Origin of the sequence: Micromonospora sp. WMMC241, assembly GCF_027460165.1 — a bacterium.
In the GTDB taxonomy this organism is placed as follows: domain Bacteria; phylum Actinomycetota; class Actinomycetes; order Mycobacteriales; family Micromonosporaceae; genus Micromonospora; species Micromonospora humi.
Map to the genome: position 1 here is coordinate 2,444,923 of NZ_JAPZBF010000001.1, position 17,472 is coordinate 2,462,394.

The following is a 17,472-nucleotide window of genomic DNA, read 5'->3' on the forward strand; positions in this document are numbered from 1 at the left end:
GCCCGAACCCGCGATCCCTTGCCGGGTAACGGATCCCACCAGGTGGAGCGCGGTCGCCCGGTGGGGGAGGGTGCCTCCCGGGTACGCACCGGAACGGTGTCGGCACCGATCGTGAAGGCCGAGCAGACGTCGGCGATCGTGAATTTGCAGCCGTCATTACGCTGCGGGGTGGTTGATCGCCGGAACCACGGACGACAGGTGGAAGAACCTCAGATGAGTGACAATCACCCTCCCTACGGAGGCTATCCGGACCCGAACGCCGGAGCGTGGGGCAACCAGCCCGACCCCAACGCCCCGTACGGCCAGCAGCCGGCCTCCGGCGCGCCCTACGGCGGGCAGCCCGGCTCGGGTGCCCCGTACGGCCAGCAGCCCGCCTCCGGTGCGCCCTACGGCACCCCGCCGGCGTCCGGCGCCCCGTACGGCGCGCAGCCGGGTTCCGGTGCCCCGTACGGCGCCCAGCCCGGGGCTCCGTACCCGGGTCAGCCCGGCTACCCCGGCCAGCCGGCGCCGTTCGCGGCGGCCCCGCCGCCCGGCGGCCGGTCGAAGAAGGGCCTGATCGTCGGCCTCGCCGCCGGCGCGGTGACGTTGACGCTGCTCTGCTGCGGCGGCGGTCTCGCCTACGTCGCGTTCGGCGGCGACGACAAGGACGACCCGACGCCGATCGCGTCCGGCAGTGCCACCCCGGGGCCGACCTCGGCCCCCACCGAGTCTCCCTCGGAGTCGACCGGGCCGGACGAGCCCACCAACAACGACGCGACGACCGCCCGCTACTCCAGCGATCTGTCCGCGGTCTGCGAGGGCGGCTCGATCCTCAACGCCGCCCCGTACACCGGCGCGTCGAGTGCGAAGGCGTACGTCTTCTCCAACGCCCCGGACCGGCCGACGTTCTGGTCGCAGAAGTCGTTCAGCTCCGACAAGCGCTACTACGCCAAGTCGGCGGACTTCGCCACCGCGTCGGTGATCGGCTGCCTCAAGGTGGTCGACGGCAGCGAGGGCACGCCGAAGAAGTGCCAGTACAAGGCCACCGACGGCAAGATCGTCACGGTCGACTACATCTCCTCGCGGTACACGCTGACGTTCCACGCGGCCAAGACCGGGGAGAAGATCGGCGACGGCGGCACGGTGACCGCGCCGGCCGCCCGCTGCCCGAGCTTCATCTCCTACAACAAGGTGACGATGAAGTCGTACGCGGCCCCGGACAGCGGCACCATCGAGGCGGCGCTGGACCGGTTCCTGAAGTAGCGAGCGTGAGAAGGGGGCCCCGCTTGTGCAGAATGCGTCAAGCGGGGCCCCCGCCCTACGGGCATTCGTTGGCGAAGATCCGGAGCAGCTCCGGCAGGTGGAAGCGTTGGCCGAGGCCGCCGGAGTCGACCGGCACCAGCATGTTGTGCTGGACCAGGTGCTCGACCAGCCGGTTGGCCTGCTGCCGGGGCAGGCGCAGGATCTCCACCGCGCTGGTCGGGGTGATCAGCGAGTCGGCGGCGGCCAGCTCGCGCAGCGCCCGGCGGGCGTCGACGTCCAGCCCTCGGTAGCTGACCGAGAGCGTGTCCCGCACCGAGATGTCCCCGACCACCAGCTCGGCGAGCCGGTTCTCCTCGATCTCCAGGTGCTCGGCGAAGCCGGGCAGCGCGCCGTCCGGCTGGGTGACCAGCCGGCTGCCGACGATCCGCAGGGCCAGCGGCAACTGGTCGCAGGCGTCGGCGATCCGGCCGAACACCTCCGGCTGCTCGCGGACCCTGGCCTCGCCCGCGATCGTCGCCAGCAGCTCCACCGCCTCGGCCCGGTCCAGCGCGCCCAGCGTCAGCCGCCAGCCGACGTCCAGGTCCAGCAGGCGCTGGCGGCTGTTGACCAGCACCAGGCTGCGCCCGGCGCCCGGCAGCAGCGGGCGGACCTGCTGCGCGCACTCGACGTCGTCGATGATGAGCAGCAGCCGCCGGCCGGCGAGCGCGCACCGCAGCACCGCGGCCCGCTCCCGGATGTCGTCGGAGACGTCGGTCAGCGGCACCCCCAGCTCGACCAGCAGTTCCCGGATCAGCTCCCCGCTGCCGCGCGGCGGCTCGTCGCCGCTGTCGAAGCTGACGAAGAGCTGCCCGTCGGGGAAGAGGTCGGCCAGCTCGTAGCCGCTGGACACCGAGAACGACGACTTGCCCACGCCGGGTGCGCCGGAGACCAGCACGACGGCGGCGTGCTCGTCCGCGCCGGTCGAGTCGGCGATCCCCTCCGCGATGGCGCGAAGCTGGCCGGCGGTGGTGTCCCGGCCGACCAGGGACGGCGGTTTCATGGGCAGCGCCTGCCGGCCGGCCGGCGGCGCGCCGGGCGTCGTGGCCGGGCGGCCGGCCGGCGGACGGGCCTCGGCCGAGTCCGCGTCCAGCGCGGTGTGCAGGGCGCCCTGCAGGGCGGGGCCGGGATCGACGCCGAGCTCGTCCACGATTCCCCGCCGGGCCTGCTGGTAGACGGCCAGCGCCTCGGCCACGCGTCCCTCCAGCGTCAGCGCGGTCACCAGCTGCGCCTGGCGGCGCTCGTCCAGCGGCTCCTCGGCCACCAGCCGGCGCAGCGAGGGGATGACCCGGGCCGGCTGGCCCAGGCGCAGGCGCAGATCGGTCAGCTCGGTGGTCATCTCCCGGTGCTGCTCCCGCAGCGCGGTGACCGCCGGGCCCAGCTCGGTGCCGAGATCCGGCAGGTCCTCCAACGGGTGGCCCCGCCACAGCTCGTCCGCCCGGTCGAACAGGTCGGCGGCGGCGTCCGGCCGGTCCTCCCGCGCGGCCCGGCGTGCGTCGTCGGCGAGGCGCCGGAACCGGAGCAGGTCCAGCTCGTGCTCGTCGACACGCAGGTGGTAGCCGGTGCCGTCGAGGACCAGCCGGTCGGCCGAGTCGCCGCCGCGGTCCAGCACCTGCCGCAGCCGGTGCACGTACGTCCGTAGGTTGCGCACCGCCGACGCGGGCGGCGCGTCCGGCCAGAGGGCGTCGACCAGCCGGGCCGTGGAGACGGTCCGGCCCGCGCTGAGCAGCAGCACGGCGAGCAGGAGTCGCGGTTTGGTGCCGGTCAGCGCGACCGCGCGGTCGTCCGCGGACAGGGTCAGCGGACCGAGAACACTGAACTGCATGGATGTAGTCCCTCGCTCCGCAGTACCGTCCACAGTGTTGCGATGGTTGAATTTCCCACCTTCGGCTAGGGAATAACGCGCCCCCAGATGGTGAAAGGACTCACCGATCGGGTTGTACTTCGTGACTCTGGGTGAGCTGTGCCGTCGCCCGGTGCGCCGCGTCGAGCACGGCGACCGCGTCCGCCACCTGCGCGCCCTCGGAGCGGCCGGTGCGGACCAGCTCGGCGAAGTCCTCCGCCTGGCGGGCCAGCGCCGCGTACATGGTGGCGTCGCCGTCGGCCGGGTCGAGGAACATCAGCCGGACGTGGTCCCGGGTGCCGAAGACCTCCACCGCGGCCATGTCCCCGCCCGGATAGTGCCGACCGAGCGAGACCAGCGCGGTGCCGCCGCCGGAGAGGCCGAGCAACGCGTGCGCGCTGTCCACGTCCCGGCCGCGTACCGCCGGGTCGGTGACGTGCCCGGCCGGCTGGGCGGCGACCCGGGCGACGTCCTGCCCGGTCAGCCACCGGATCTGGTCGAACTCGTGCACCCCCATGTCCACGAAGATCCCGCCGCTGCCGGTGCGGAACGCCGCCGCGGGCGGCTCACCGTCCCACTGCGACGCGGCCACGAACAGCACCTCACCGAGTTCGCCGCCGGCGATCCGCTCGCGCAGCCGCCGCAGCTGGGGCACGTACCGCCGCCAGTAGGCGACCTGGAAGCCGACGCCGGCGGCGGCGGCGACGCGGCCGGCCTCCGCGGCCTCGGCCGCGTCCAGCCCGGCCGGTTTCTCGCACAGCACCGGCAGGCCCGCCTTCGCGGCGGCCGCGACCAGCGCGCCGTGCCGGCCGGTCGGCGCGGTCACCAGCAGACCGTCCGGCGCGGTCTCGGCGAGCAGGTCCTCCACGCTCGGGTACGCCGGCAGCCCGGCGGCGACGACCGCCGCCCGCGCCTGCGGCACCGGGTCGACGACGTGGCTGATCCGGACCGTCCGGTTGCCCGCCAGCGCGCGCATGTGGTGGTGTCCCATCCGCCCCGCGCCCACCAGCGCCAGCCGGAACTCGTCATCGTTGATCATCGTGGTTCCCCTCCTCGTCGGTGCTCTCCTGGTCGGTGCGGTCCGGCCCCAGCCAGTCCGCCAGCGCCGCCACCACGGCCGGGGCGCCGGTGGCGAAGACGGTCTGCCCGTCCCGGCACCACCGGCTGGTCACCCCGCCGCCGGCCTCCACCAGCGCGGTGCCGGCGGCGACGTCCCACTCCGCCGGGTCGAAGCTGACGAACGCGTCCAGCTCCCCGCAGGCCACCGCCGCCAGGTCGCAGACCGTGGAGCCGGAGTTGCGCAGGTCCGCGACGCGCGGCGCGAGGCCGACCAGCGCCTGGTAGGCGCGCCGCCGGGGGCCGGGCGCGTTCGGCACCGCGAACGCCACGAGCGCGTGCTCCGGCACCGCGTCGCGGTTGACCGCGACCGTGGCGTCGCCGTCGTGCGCGCCGTCGGCGTCGAGCACCAGGCAGGCGCCGGAGGCCGGCTGCAGGATGGTGGCCGCGACCACCCGACCCTCGCCGTCGCCCACGTCGCAGCCCGCCGCCACGGCGATGCTGACCGCGTAGCGGCTCGCGCCGTGGCTGAAGTTCAGCGTGCCGTCCAGCGGGTCGACGATCCAGCGCAGGCCGGAGCAGCCGGCGCTCAGCCCGGACTCCTCGGCCAGCACGGCGTCCTGCGGGCGGTCGCGGGCGAGCAGGTCGAGGATGGCCCGTTCGCTGGCGTGGTCGGCGGTGGTCACCGGGTCCTGCGCCGCGCCTCCCTTGTGGATGGTCTGGAAGCCCCGGTGACGCGCCTGGCGGATCGCGTCCGCCCCGGCCCGCGCGGCGCGCAGGCTGAGGTGGCGCAGGTCGCCGGGAGCGGCGCCGATGCTCATCGCGCCACCTCCGTCTCCCGCAGGTCGGCGACCTGCGCGTAGTGCCCGTCCACGAAGAGCAGCGGCGGCGTGGACCGCAGCAGGCCGGCGGCGCGGACGGTCCCCATCAGCACGGCGTGGTCACCGGCCGGCTCGGCCGACACCGCCTCGCACCCGAAGTACGCCACCCCGTCGGTCAGCCGTGGGCAGCCGGTCTCCCGCTCCGCGTCGTAGGCGACGCCGGCGAACCCCTCCGCGCCGGTGGGCCGGCCCCGGCTGGCGAACCAGGCCGCGTCCTCGCGCTGGTCGTCGGCGAGCACGGTGACCGCGAACCGGCCGCTGCCCTGGACCGCGTCCAGCAGCCGGCAGTCCCGGCGCAGGCAGACCAGCAGCATCCGGGGGGACAACGACACGGTGGTGAACGAGTTGACGGTCATGCCGAGCGGCCCGTCCGGTCCGAGCGCCGTCGCCACCGCCACTCCGGTGGCGAAACGCCCCGCCACGGAGCGGAACGCCCGCTCCTGCTCGTACGCGTTGCTGATCCCGGTCATCACCGTTCTCCTCTCGTCCCGCCGGTCCCGTCGCCGACCAGGGCGGCGGTCCGGCGTCGGTCGGTCTTGCCGTTGCCGTTGGTGGGCAGCGCGGCCACGTGGTGGATCCGGGCCGGCACCATGTAGCCGGGCAGCCGGTCCGCGCAGCGGCGGGACAGCTCGGCGGCGATCCCGGCCGCGCCGGTGTAGACCGCCTGCAACGTCACGTCGTCGCCGGCGCCGAGCGCCAGCACCACCGCGTCCTGCACGCCGGGATGCCCGCGCAGCACCATCTCGACCTCGCCCAGCTCGATCCGGTAGCCGCGCAGCTTCACCTGGTCGTCGAGGCGGCCGTGGTGCACGAGCGTGCCGTGCTCGCGGCGGACCCGGTCGCCGGTGCGGTAGTAGCGCCGGCCGTCGTGCGTGACGAACCGGCAGTCGTCGTCGGCCGGGTCGAGGTAGCCGGCGAAGCACTGCGGCCCCCGTACGCACAGCTCGCCGTCGTCGCCGCCGGTCGTGCCGTCCTCGGCCCGCACGATCGCGTCGAGGTCGTCGTGCACGTCGCCGATCGGCACGGTGCCGTTCGAGGTCTCCGGCCAGGCCGCCGGATCGGCCGGCAACCGGTGCGCGGTGCAGGTGACGGTCAGCTCGGTGGGGCCGTAGAGGTTCTCCACCACGCTGCCCGGCGCCGCCGCCGCCCACGCCCGCGCCTGCTCGACGGTGAGCTGCTCGCCGGCGAAGAGGCTGTGCCGCAGGCCGGGCATGGCGCCGGGGGAGAGCATCCGCATCCGGCGGGCCAGCGACACCACCGACGGCACCGAGAACCAGTGGGTGATCCGCCGCTCGTTGACGAACCGCACCGGCGTGAGCACCTCGTCCGGCTGCGGCACCACCAGCGTGGCGCCGCCGCCCCAGGCGACGAACATGTCGAACACCGACGGGTCGAAGGTCAGGTCGAAGGTCTGCGACAGCCGGTCGCCCGGGCCGACGCGGTAGACGTCGAGGCAGCGCGTCAGATAGGCGTCCACGTTGCGGTGCCGGATCGGCACCCCCTTGGGCCGGCCGGTCGAGCCGGACGTGAAGAGCAGGTACGCCACGTCGTCCGGGCGCACGACCGGCTCCGGCGCGGCGGCGGGCGGCGGGCCGTCGAGCCGTACCGTGACGGCGTCGCCCGCGACGTCGGCCGCCACCGCCGCGCCGGCGGCGTCGACCACCAGGGCGTCCACCCCGGCGTCGCGGCACAGCCGGGCGTTGCGGGCCGCCGGGAAGGCCGGGTTGAGCGGCACCACGACCGCGCCGGCCCGCAGCGCGGCCAGATAACCGGCGTACGCCGGCAGGCTGCGCGCGGCCAGCAGGCCGACCGCCCGCGGCCGCCGGCCCACCTGGGCGTGCATCCGCCCGGCGAGACCGTCGGCGACCTCCTGCAGCCGGCGGTAGGTCAGCGACTCGCCGCCGACCTCCAGCGCGACCGCCTCGGGCACGCGCTCCGCGCTGCGTCGGAACCACTGGTAGAGACTCACGGCGTTGCTCCCTTCCGTGCTGTTGGTGCGGTCAGATCCCGGCGCCGACCAGTTCGTCGGCGTGGTCGGCGATGCCGGCCAACATCGCTCCGGTGGCACCGCCGGCGATGCCGAACATGGCCACCTCGCCGCGCAGGTGCGCCTCGCCGCCGTCGCGGAACGCGTCCGCGCCGCGCAGGCGCACGGCCTCGGCGGCGACCCGGTCCACCGCCTCGGCGGCGGCGACCTTGAGCACCATGCCGTCGACCGTGGACACCACGGCGTCCGTCGAGGCCAGCGGCGGCGCGCACAGCGCGTCGAGCTGGCGTACGGCCACCAGGCAGCGGGCGTACCGTTCCCGGATCGCCGGGCGGTCCCAGAGCGTGCCCTCGGCGGCCGGTCGCCGCCGTAGCCAGTCGCCCAGGCCGGCCAGCAGCCGGTGGCACATCGCCCGCGCCCACAACGCGCCGGCCAGCCGCTCGACGCCGGCCTGCCGGGCGAAGCCGGCCAGCGCCCGGCCGGGCCGGCCCACCACGGTGTCCGGGTCGAGCGCCACGCCGTCGAAGCGCAGGTGTCCCACGCCGGAGCCGGCGAACGCCCGGCCGGCGGAGGAGACCGTCACGCCCGGCGCGGCGGCCGGCGCGAGCACCCAGCAGAAGCTGGTGAAGTGCCGGGCCTCGCGGTGCCGGGCCAGCACCAGCGCCGCGTCGCCCGTCGTCGCGTTGGTGATCCAGCTCTTCGTGCCGTCCAGGGTGGCCGTGCCCTCGCCCAGCTTCACCCGGGTGGTGGCGTCGAGCAGGTCCGAGCCGGATCCGGCCGCGTCGGTGACTGCCAGCGCCACCACCGTGTCGCCGCGCAGCATGCCGCGCCGCGCGTGCTCCGCCGGCCCGCCCGCGCCGGCCAGCAGCGGCAGCACGGTGGCGACCTGCACGCAGACCGACAGCGTCACGCCCAGCGGGCAGTGCGCGTCCAGCTCGGTGAGCAGCGCCGCGAGCCGGCCCGGGTCCGGCTGGTCGTCGTGCGGGTAGAGGGCCGCGGTGACGCCGCCGGCGCCCAGCGCGCGCCACACGGCGCGGGCGTCGGCCGGGTCGACGCCGGCCAGGGCCGCGCGCACCTCGGCGCGGTCCCCGCCCGGCGCGGCGTCCCGGCCGGCTGCGGTGCGGTGGTCCCTGCCCGGCGCGGCGTCGTCCCCGGCCGGCGCGGTGCCCTCCGCGCCCGGCGTGCGCGGCGTCGACTCAGGCAAGATGCACCCCCGGGTCGCGCAGCGACAGCGCCCCGTTGGCCAGGCGCAGCCGGTCGTTGGCGTAGTTCAGCGACGCCGACCGCAGGTCCCGGAAGGTGCGCTCCAGCGCCAGCGGCGAGTCGGTCAGGTAGCCGTGGCGCAGTCCGGCCAGCTCGACCAGGTCGTGCGCGGCGGCGAACGACTCCTCCGCCGCCCGGATCTTCAGCGTGTTCAGCAGCAGCTGCACCGGCGACGCGGACATGTCCGGCGCGTCGTCGACCACCGCGACGGTGTGCCGCAGCAGCGCGTGCGCCGCGTCCAGCCGGGTCCGGACGCCGGCCAGCCGCAGCAGCACCAGCTCCGACGAGGGGGCGAACTGTCGCCGTCCCGCCTCGCTGCGCGCGTGCCGCAGCACCCGCGCGTACGCCCCGGCCGCCGCGCCGAGCCAGGCGGCCGCCCAGCCGACGTGCGCCAGCGGCGCGAAGACCGTGGTGGCGATCTCCCGGAACGCGCCGTGCTCGCCGACGACCTGCCACTGCGGCACCGCGCCGCGCAGCCGCATCGGCACGCTGTGGGTGGCCCGCATGCCCAGCGGGCGCCACCCGCCGGTCACCTCGATTTCCAACTGGTCGCGGTCGGCGTAGACCAGGTCCACCTGGGCCGCCGACCCGGCGCCCGGCGCCCGGGTGGTGATGAGGAACGCGTCCGCGTACGGGCCGCCGGTGACGATCGGCGCGGCCCGGTCGATGCCGAGCATCTCGCCGTCGTGCGTCAGCGCCGACTCGGCGGTCAGCAGGTGCCCGCCCTTGCCGGCCTCGGTGGTCACCGAGCCGAGGTAGCGCTCGCCCCGGGCCACCGCCGGCAGCACCTCGGCCCGCAGCTTCTCCCCGCCGTACGCGGTGATCGCGGCGACCTGCTGGCAGTGCATGGCGAAGACCATCGCCACCGACATGTCGACCCGGCCCAGTGCCAGCGTGACGTCGACCAGGTCGGTGAGCGTGCCGCCGTCGCCGCCCTCGTCGGCCGGGACGAGCAGCCCCAGCAGCCCGGTGCGCCGCATCGCGGCCAGCGCCTCGGTCGGGAAGGTGGCGGTCTCGTCGGCCTCCCGCGCGTGCGTCGCCGCCACCTCGGCCACTGTCTCGACGGCCGGGGCGTACCCGGCGCCGGCGGTCATCGGGAACCACCGCCGACCGGGGTGCGCAGGTCCTCGACCACGCCCCACAGGCCGCCGGCGGTGGCGAACGTGGAGTCGACCAGCTTGTCGTCGGGCACGGCCACCCCGAACGTCTCCTCGATGGCGAAGAGCAGCTCGATCTCGCGCATCGAGTCCAGGCCGAGGTCGCGCAGGCGCGACTCCTCGGTGATCTCGTCGGCGCCGGCGAACTTGAGGAACGGCCGGAGCAGCTCGGTGAATTCGGCGTTCATGACGTCACCTCTCATCTCGTGGTTCTTCGTCGGCGTCCGGCACGTCGGCCGGGAGCCGGGTCAGCGTCAACCGGGACGTCTCGACGACCCGGTCGCCGTCGCAGATCACCTCGACCGGGGCCGGGTGGCCGAGGAAGGCCAGCAGGCTGGCCGACAGCCCGTACGCGCCGACGTTCGGCACGGCCAGCACGTCCCCGGGGCGTACGTCGGGCAGGTTCGCGGCGCGGGCCCAGGTGTCCAGCGGCGTGCACAGCGGCCCGGCCACGATGGCGGCGTCCAGCGGCTCGCCGCCGCGGGCGTCGGCCGGGTGCAGGGCGGGTACGAGCGGCGGCAGCCGGCGCAGGCCGGACATCCCACCCAGGTGGTTGATGCCGGACTCCAGCACCACCACCGGGGTGCCCTGCGACCGCTTCACGTCCAGCACCCGGGTCAGCAGCGTGCCGGCGGTGGCGGTGAGGAAGCGTCCCGACTCGAACGCCACTGTCGGCCCGTCGTCGCGCCACCCGGGGAACAGCCCGTCCAGCGCCGCGCCGACGCGCTCGGCGAGCCCGGACAGGTCCGCGTTGCCGCCGGGCCGGGCGAACGGCGCGCCGAAGCCGCCGCCCAGGTCGAGCACGTCCAGCTCGATCCCGAGCAGGTCGCGCAGCCGGCGGGCGGTGGTCGCGGCGGCGGTGAACTGCGCGACCAGCGCGTCCACCGAGTCGACGTTGCTGCCGGTGTAGAGGTGGAACCCGGACACCCGCGCCGCCGGGCGGGACGCGAACCGTTGCGGTTCGCTCTCGATCCAGTCGACGTCCGCGCCGAACTGCGACGCGACACCGGTCATGGTCAGCCCCTGGCCGGGGTTCGGCATCCGGTCGTTGACCCGCAGCAGGCACCGCACCTCGACGCCGTGCGCGGCGGCGATCCGGTCGGCCTGGTCGAGTGCGACAGGCGAGTCGACGGAGAACCAGCGGACCCCGGCGCGGATCGCACCGGCCACCTCGGCGTCGCGTTTGCCGGGCCCGGTGTAGAGCATCCGGTCGCCGGGCACCCCGGCGCGCAGCGCCGCGGCCAGCTCGCCGGGGGAGCAGATCTCGGCCTCGCAGCCGGCCTCGTGCAGCGCGGCCACCACGGCCGGGTGCGGGTTGGCCTTGAGCGAGTAGTAGAGCCGGTTCGGGGTGGGCAGCGCGGCGCGCAGCGTGGCGTGGTTGGCGCGCACCTCGGCCAGGTCGTAGCGGTAGGCGGGCGTGTCGAAGGGCAGGTCAGCCACGGCGCTCACCCGCCAGCCGGGCCAGCGCCCGCCGGTCCACCTTGCCGTTGCCGGTCAGCGGGAGGTCGGGCAGCACGACGCAGCGCGCCGGCACCTTCATCTCCTCCAGTTGGCCGCGCAGCCGGCGCAGGACGTCGCCGGGCGTCAGCGCGGCCACCACGAACAGCGTCGCGCCGTCGTGGCCGTCGACCGGCGGCAGCACGCCCGCCGCGTCCACGCCGTCCACCCGGTACGCGGCGGCCTCCACCTCGGTGGCGCTGACCCGGGTGCCCTTCTCCTTGTAGACGTCGTCGCGGCGGCCGGCGAAGTGGACGTAGCCGTCGGCATCGACCAGGCCGTGGTCGCCGGTGTGCAACTGCGGGAACAGCCCGTGCGCGCGCCGGAAGCGCTCGGCGGTCAGCTCGGGGCGCCGCCAGTAGCCGGCCATCACGTGCGGGCCGCGGACCACCAGCTCACCGGTGACCCCGGCTGGCTGCCGCCGGCCGTCGGCGTCCACGGTGAAGATCTCGGTGCCGGGCAGCGCCCGGCCGCAGGCGCCGGGCCGGCGCAGGTCCTCGTCCGGCGGCATGATCGCCGCGCGCTTGCACTCGGTGAGGCCGAACATCAACTGGACGCTCAGGCCGGGCAGCAGCCGGCGCAGGCCGGCCAGCACCTCCGGCGGCATCGCCGCCCCGGTGTTGGTGACCAGCCGCAGCGCCGGGCGCGGCGCGCCGGGCCGGCCGAGCAGCCGCATCAGGTTGATGGCGAGCGACGGCACGCAGGGCAGCACCGTCGCGCCGGACTCGACCAGGCCGACCAGGAGCCGGCCGCCGGTCTCGGCGGGGTCGCCCAGGCGCAGCCGGGCGCCGGCCACGGTGCTGAGGAAGATCTGGTAGAGGCCGTAGTCGAACGAGGTGGGCAGCACGTCGTGCACCACGTCGTCGGGCCGGTAGCGCAGCTCCGACTGGATCGCCCGGACCGCGAACGTGACCTGGGCGTGCGTGGAGACCACCGCCTTCGGCATGCCGGTGCTGCCGGAGGTGTAGATCAGGCAGACCGGGTCGACCGCCAGCGGGCCCGCGCCGGCCGGCGCGTCACCGCCGGCCCGCACGTCACCGTCGCCGGTCGCCGCCGCGCGGGCCAGGTCGGCCGCGCCGCGAACCGGGAGGTGCCGGGCGCGGGCCAGGTCGCCGAGCGCGGCGTCGTCGGTGAGGACCACCGCCGGTTCCGCGTCGTCCAGCACGTGCGCCAGGGCCACGTCCGGGGCCGGCGTCCGGACCACCACGAAGACCGCGCCCGCGCGGGCGACCGCGTACAGCAGCGCCGGCAGCGCCGCGTCGGTGGGGAGCGCGACCAGCACCCGGTCGCCGCGCCGGACACCCTCGGCACCCAGCCGGCGGGCGAGGCGCACACTGGCGTCGCGCACCTCACGGTACGTGCGGCAGGTGGTCCCGTCGTCGACGGCGGGCGCGTCGGGGCGCGCGTCGGCGGTGGCGTCCAGCAGGTCGGACAGCAGTTCGGTACTCATCGGACACCTCCGGCGGCCGCGCCGAACATGGCGCACAGCGAGCCGACGTCGCGCAGGTCGGCCGCGGAGAGCGCGGTCGCCGGCACCTCGACGCCGAGCCGCCGCTCCACCCGGTCGATCACGTCGACCAGCCGGAACGAGTCGAAGCCCGGTAGTTCGCGCAGCACGTCGGTGGTGTGCAGCGCGGACCCGTCCAGGTGCAGGGTGTCGCCGAGCGCGCCGAGCACCGCCGCCCGTACGCCGTCCCCGCCGGCCGGCGCGGCATCGGCACCCTCCGGGCCGGTGGGCGCGGCGATCGACTCCAGCGCGTCCAGGTGCTCGGCGATCAGCGCGCCGAGCGCGTCCGCCAGCTCCGGCGTGGCCGGGCGTCCCGCCTGGGCCCGCCGCAACGCCACGTAGCTGCGCGCGGAGAGCGCCTGCCAGCGAGGGCCGTGCCCGGCCAGCGCGGCGGCGGCGCCCGGCCGGGCGGTGGCGAGCCACTGCTCGTGCAGGTCGCGGGCGCGCCCGAGCAGCCAGACGTCGAGTACGAAGCGGTGCAGGCCCGCCACCGTGCCCAGCGCGGCGCCGATGCGGGCCAGGTAGTCGGCGATCTCCGGGCGGGACCGGTGGGCCCGCTCGGCGTTACCGGCGAGCATGGCCGGCACGTCGATCGCCGGGGCCGGGTGCGCCGCCACGGCCAGCGTGTGCGCGCCACCGGCCAGCGCCGCGTCGAAGTCGGCGGTGGGCAGCCGCCACACGCCCGGCCGCGCGGCGCCCCAGGCGGTGTCGTTGTGGTAGCCGTCGACCACCGTCACCTCGCCGCCGACGGCGTCGGTGACCAGGAAGCTGTGCCGCATGCGCTCGTGCCCGTGGTAGGGACACCAGGGCAGGTCGTAGGCGTCGGCGGTGACGTAGAGCGGCTGGCCCGGGCCGCACAGCCGGCGCACCTGCGGGCCGTCGAGCTGCATCCAGCGGCCCTCGACCCGCAGGCCGAGCAGGTCGACCGCCTCGGCGGCCCGGTCGTCCGAGGTGGCCTCGACGGTGACCAGGCCGTCCCGCTCCCGGGTGCGGAACCCGTAGCGGGCGCCGAGGGCGAGGTGGCTGCCGGATCCGTGGGCGTGGTCGGCGAGCAGGGCGAAGCTCGTCTGGAGGCAGTCCAGCGCGGTCGCGCGCAGACCGGTCAGGATCGGCGTCCACACCGGGTCCGTGGTCGGCGGGTCGGGTGCGTTCCGGGCGTGTGACATGGTGGGCTCCTCGAAGCGGATACACGGGGGCGGGGCCGCCGGCGCGGACGTGCCGCGCCGGCGGCCGGGACGACGGTCAGTCGGCGGAACGGCCGTCCAGCCCGCCGGCCCAGGTGGAGAGCACCTGCGCCTGCTCGGCCAGCGCGTGCTCGTCGGAGCCGATCGGGTCCTTGAAGAAGAACCCCAGCTCCTCGATCGCGCCCACGTGCCCGGCCCGGTGCGCCGCGGCGGTCAGCCGGGCCAGGTCGAGCACCAGCGGGGCGGCCAGCGTGGAGTCGACACCGCTCCAGGTCAGCTGCATCGACATCCGCACGCCGAGGAAACCCTCGAACGAGACGTGGTCCCAGGCGGTCTTGTGGTCGCCGAGGTCCGGCACGTTGTCGATGTGCAGCGGGGCGGTGACGTCCTCACCGAGCAGCGCCGGCAGCACCCCGGACTTGGAGCTGAGCTTGCTCCGGGCGTTGCGCGGGTCCTCCAGCGTGGCGCCGTCGCCACCGCCGAGCAGGTTGACCCCGGCCCAGGAGAGCACGTGCAGGGCACGGCAGGTGAACATCGGCGCCAGCGCGGTCCGCAGCAGCGTCTCGCCGGTCTTGCCGTCCGAGCCGGCGAACGGCACCCGCTCGCGTTGCGCCATCATCTCCAGCGCGGGCAGCCGCGCGCCGGTCGACGGGGTGAAGTCGACGAAGCCGCATCCGGCGCGGAACGCCGCGTACGCGACCACGGAGCTGGCCGGCAGCACCTTGTCGTCCGGGTCGGCCAGGCTGCGGGTGAGCGCGTCCAGGTCGTCGTACTCGGGTCGGTGGTCGACCGGCGGCTCGGTCGACGACACGTTGATCACGACGACCCGGGACAGCCCGTGGCGCTCGCGGAACTCCTCGATGTCACCGGCGAGCCGGTCGATCACGTCGGCCAGCGATCCGGTCTCGGTTCGCGCGTCGTACCCGGTGCGCAGGTCGCGCTCGACCGCGGGCAGGCTGCCGCGCACGGCGGCGAGCACCGGCGCGGGGATCACCCCGGAGTCGACGAGCGACTCGGCCTTCTTCTCCAGCGGCGTGTCGACGATGTCGTGCCCGCCGACCACCATGTCGGTCCAGTCGGCCAGCGGCGCGTCGCGCAGCATGCCGGTGTCGGTGACGCAGCCGGTCGAGTCGGTCATGCCGGCGCGCAGCGCCAGCAGGCCGGTGATCGCGGTGGTGGCGACCGAGCCGCGGGCGCCGTTGAGCCACACGCCGACGGGTCCGTCGGCCTCGGAGGTCGGGTTGTGCGAGGTCTCACGCTGGGTGACGGTCACGGGATGGTCCCTTCTGGTGGGTGCGCCGACGGTGGCGCCGATCAGCGGGCGAGCACCTTGGCGACGGCGGCAGCGACGTCGTGCATGTCCTGCTCGCTGCCGAGGAAGGTGCTGTGGTGGGTCTGGACGGTGTGCGCGGCCAGCCATTCGGTCTTCGGGTAGGCGCGGTCGGCGTGGATCGCGGCGAAGCGCTCGGCCAGCGGCGCGAGCAGCGGCTTGGTCCACGGCTGGAGCAGTCGGCTGCGGTGCAGCGGCTCGTCGGTGCAGTAGAACCGCTTGCTTAGCTCGGCGGTGAGCGCGGCGGCCACGGCGGCGTTGTCCATGCCGGCGGGCAGCTCGTCGAGGACGATCGTGCCCTCGTAGATCGAGATGCGGGTCTGTCCCGGTGCCGGTTGCAGCAGCCGGACGCCGTCGACGCCGGCCAGCAGCTCGGTGAGCAGCCGGTAGTTCTGGTTGCGCACGTCGTGCTGCGCGTCCAGGGTGGCCAGTTGCGCGCAGGCCACCGCGGCGGAGAACTCGCCCAGGCAGAAGTTGGCGCCCTGCACGCCGGCGCTCTCCTCCAGGTCCAGCTCGCCCGGCGGCGTCCGGTCGTCCCGGTAGCGGCGCGAGTCGGCCCGCAGCTCCTGGAGGATCGGTGCGAGGGTGTCGTCGTCGGTGACCACGGCCCCGCCCTCCCCGCAGGTGAGGACTTTGCCGTGCTGGAAGCTGAAGCAGCCGAGCCGGCCGAGTGAGCCGGCCTGGCGGCCCTGCCAGGTGGCGCCGTGCGCCTGCGCGCTGTCCTCCACGATCGAGATGCCGCGCGGCCCGGTGACCGCGTCGAGCGCCGGCACGTCGGCCATGTTGGAGGCCCAGTGCACGGCCACCACGGCCCGCGGGTCCACCGACAGGTCGAGGTCGTCGGGCCCGACGCAGCCGGTGTCGCGGTCCACGTCGACGAGCACCGGCACCAGGCCGGCGCGCAGTGCGGCGGTGGCGGAGGCGGTCCAGGTCAGCGCCGGCACGAGCACGGTCTCGCCGTAGCCGAGGCCGAGCGATTCGAGCGCCACCACCAGGGCGCTGGACCCGTGGTCGACGGGTACGCAGTGGCGGGTGCCGACGTAGCGGGCGAAGTCGGCGGCGAAGCGGCGTTCGAACAGCTCGCCGTCACCGACGGCGGGGCTGCTGATCGCCCACCGCCCGCCGTGCAGCACGGCGGAGAGGTTGCGGGCGGCGTCCGGTGCGGGGATCGGCCAGCGCGGCCACGGGCGGTCCGGTGGACGGACCGGCCGGCCGCCGTCGACGGCGAGCCGCCGGTCGAGCGGAGTGGAGGTCGTCATGGGTTAGACCTTGATGCCCGTCGATACACCGGCGGTACACGACGGATATCTGCGTCAACGGTTGCCGTGTATCGATCCTGTATCGATGTGGCCGACGCTCCGTACATGAGCCGATCCGCATCGCCCGTGGGCGAACCGACCGAACCCCGCGCCGTCACGCGCGGCGTCTCCGTCGTCATCCCGGTCAAGGACCGGGTGCCGGAGATGCGCCGCCAGCTCCGCAGCCTCCGCGACGCCGCCCCGAACTGTCCCGAGCCGGTGGAGGTGGTGGTGGTCGACGACTCGGCGCCCGCCGCAGCCGCCGCGCACCGCGCCGCCTGCGCCGAGTACGGCGCCCGCTACGTGCGCGGACCCCGGCACGTCGGCGCCAAGCGGAACCTCGGCGTCCGGCACGCCCGCCACGACCTGCTGCTCTTCACCGACTCCGACTGCCGGGTGCCGGCCGACCTGATCACCCGGTACGCGGCCCGGCTGCGCGCCAGCGGCGAGGAGGTCGCCGGCGTCACCGGCCCGGTGCTCGTGGAGCCCGGCGACGGCGCCTTCTTCCGCGTGATGAGCCGCTCCTACCTGCTGCTCGGCGACCTGACCCGGCCGCTGCACCACGAGCGGGTCTCCTGGGGCGCCGGGGCGAACACCGCGATGAAGCGCGCCGCGTTCGACGCCGTCGGCGGGTTCCCGGAGGACTCGCCCATGCCGATCGGCGGGGAGGACCTGCACCTCGGGCTGCTCCTGACCGACGCCGGCTACGTGCTGCTCGCCGAGCCGGACGGGGTGGTCACCCACGACACCGGCGTCGCCGACACGTTTCGCGCGGCGGCCTACCGGTTCACCACCTACGGCCGCTCCGAGCAGTGGCTCTGCCTGGCCCATCCGCACCGGCGCCGGTTCGTGCTGAACACCGCCAGCACGCTCGCCGTCACCGCGCTGGCCGGGCTGCTCACCGCCCGGCGCAGCGGCGGGCGCAGCCTGCTCGCGGTGCCGGCCGTCGCGGCGGCGGTGATCGCCGCGAAGACACCCGGCCGGCTCGGCGGCGACCGCGGCCCCCGGGCGGTGGCCGAGTCGGTGGCCTGCGTGGCGGTCGAGACGCTGTTCGACGGCGCCGCGTTCGTCACCGCGCTCCGGCTGCGCCGGCCCGACCTGCTCTTCACCGGCTTCCGCGCACCGGACGAGGCCGACTACCAACCGGTCGACCCGACGCCGGCGCAGCCGGTGGCGGCCTGAGGAGGCGGA

Annotated in this window: 15 protein-coding genes; 2 read left to right on the forward strand and 13 right to left on the reverse strand. The window is 75.4% G+C overall.

Features of this window, described 5'->3' with window-relative positions; genetic code table 11:
- The first annotated feature begins 213 nt into the window (after positions 1 to 213).
- Entirely contained in the window at positions 214 to 1,242 is a 1,029-nt protein-coding gene (locus O7598_RS11350) for a hypothetical protein (RefSeq protein WP_269691285.1), read from the forward strand.
- Between the two features lie 55 nt (positions 1,243 to 1,297).
- Here the strand turns inward: O7598_RS11350 and O7598_RS11355 are convergent, their stop codons facing one another.
- From O7598_RS11355 to O7598_RS11415, 13 genes are all read right to left on the reverse strand, one after another.
- Positions 1,298 to 3,103: an AfsR/SARP family transcriptional regulator gene (locus O7598_RS11355; protein ID WP_269691286.1), complete on the reverse strand. Its 1,806-nt coding sequence runs from the start codon at positions 3,101 to 3,103 to the stop codon at positions 1,298 to 1,300.
- Positions 3,104 to 3,203: 100 nt separating this feature from the next.
- Entirely contained in the window at positions 3,204 to 4,160 is a 957-nt protein-coding gene (locus O7598_RS11360) for a Gfo/Idh/MocA family protein (protein WP_269691287.1), read from the reverse strand.
- Positions 4,147 to 4,998, reverse strand: a complete 852-nt coding sequence (locus O7598_RS11365) for an inositol monophosphatase family protein (protein ID WP_269691288.1) — start codon at positions 4,996 to 4,998, stop codon at positions 4,147 to 4,149. The genes O7598_RS11360 and O7598_RS11365 overlap by 14 nt, the downstream gene beginning before the upstream one ends.
- Positions 4,995 to 5,528, reverse strand: a complete 534-nt coding sequence (locus O7598_RS11370) for a flavin reductase family protein (RefSeq protein ID WP_091055558.1) — start codon at positions 5,526 to 5,528, stop codon at positions 4,995 to 4,997. Before O7598_RS11370 ends, O7598_RS11365 begins: the two co-directional genes overlap by 4 nt.
- Positions 5,528 to 7,027, reverse strand: coding sequence for an amino acid adenylation domain-containing protein (locus O7598_RS11375; protein WP_269691289.1), 1,500 nt, complete (start codon positions 7,025 to 7,027; stop codon positions 5,528 to 5,530). The genes O7598_RS11370 and O7598_RS11375 overlap by 1 nt, the downstream gene beginning before the upstream one ends.
- 31 nt (positions 7,028 to 7,058) lie before the next feature.
- A complete protein-coding gene (locus O7598_RS11380; protein ID WP_269691290.1) occupies positions 7,059 to 8,249 on the reverse strand; it encodes an acyl-CoA dehydrogenase family protein in 1,191 nt (396 codons plus the stop codon).
- Positions 8,242 to 9,402, reverse strand: a complete 1,161-nt coding sequence (locus O7598_RS11385) for an acyl-CoA dehydrogenase family protein (protein ID WP_269691291.1) — start codon at positions 9,400 to 9,402, stop codon at positions 8,242 to 8,244. The genes O7598_RS11380 and O7598_RS11385 overlap by 8 nt, the downstream gene beginning before the upstream one ends.
- A complete protein-coding gene (locus O7598_RS11390) occupies positions 9,399 to 9,653 on the reverse strand; it encodes a phosphopantetheine-binding protein (RefSeq protein WP_269691292.1) in 255 nt (84 codons plus the stop codon). Before O7598_RS11390 ends, O7598_RS11385 begins: the two co-directional genes overlap by 4 nt.
- A gap of 4 nt (positions 9,654 to 9,657) precedes the next feature.
- The gene (locus tag O7598_RS11395; protein WP_269691293.1) at positions 9,658 to 10,905 is read right to left on the reverse strand and encodes an alanine racemase; all 1,248 of its coding nucleotides are present in this window, start codon (positions 10,903 to 10,905) and stop codon (positions 9,658 to 9,660) included.
- Positions 10,898 to 12,412, reverse strand: coding sequence for a class I adenylate-forming enzyme family protein (locus O7598_RS11400; protein WP_269691294.1), 1,515 nt, complete (start codon positions 12,410 to 12,412; stop codon positions 10,898 to 10,900). The genes O7598_RS11395 and O7598_RS11400 overlap by 8 nt, the downstream gene beginning before the upstream one ends.
- A complete protein-coding gene (locus O7598_RS11405) occupies positions 12,409 to 13,635 on the reverse strand; it encodes an acyl carrier protein (protein WP_269691295.1) in 1,227 nt (408 codons plus the stop codon). Before O7598_RS11405 ends, O7598_RS11400 begins: the two co-directional genes overlap by 4 nt.
- A gap of 76 nt (positions 13,636 to 13,711) precedes the next feature.
- Complete coding sequence (locus O7598_RS11410) at positions 13,712 to 14,926, reverse strand: inositol-3-phosphate synthase (RefSeq protein ID WP_269691296.1); 1,215 nt, start codon at positions 14,924 to 14,926, stop codon at positions 13,712 to 13,714.
- Positions 14,927 to 14,967: 41 nt separating this feature from the next.
- A complete protein-coding gene (locus O7598_RS11415) occupies positions 14,968 to 16,242 on the reverse strand; it encodes a DegT/DnrJ/EryC1/StrS family aminotransferase (RefSeq protein ID WP_269691297.1) in 1,275 nt (424 codons plus the stop codon).
- Between the two features lie 105 nt (positions 16,243 to 16,347).
- Here O7598_RS11415 and O7598_RS11420 point away from each other — a divergent pair, with 105 nt between their 5' ends.
- The gene (locus O7598_RS11420) at positions 16,348 to 17,463 is read left to right on the forward strand and encodes a glycosyltransferase (protein ID WP_269691298.1); all 1,116 of its coding nucleotides are present in this window, start codon (positions 16,348 to 16,350) and stop codon (positions 17,461 to 17,463) included.
- The last annotated feature ends 9 nt before the right edge of the window (positions 17,464 to 17,472 follow it).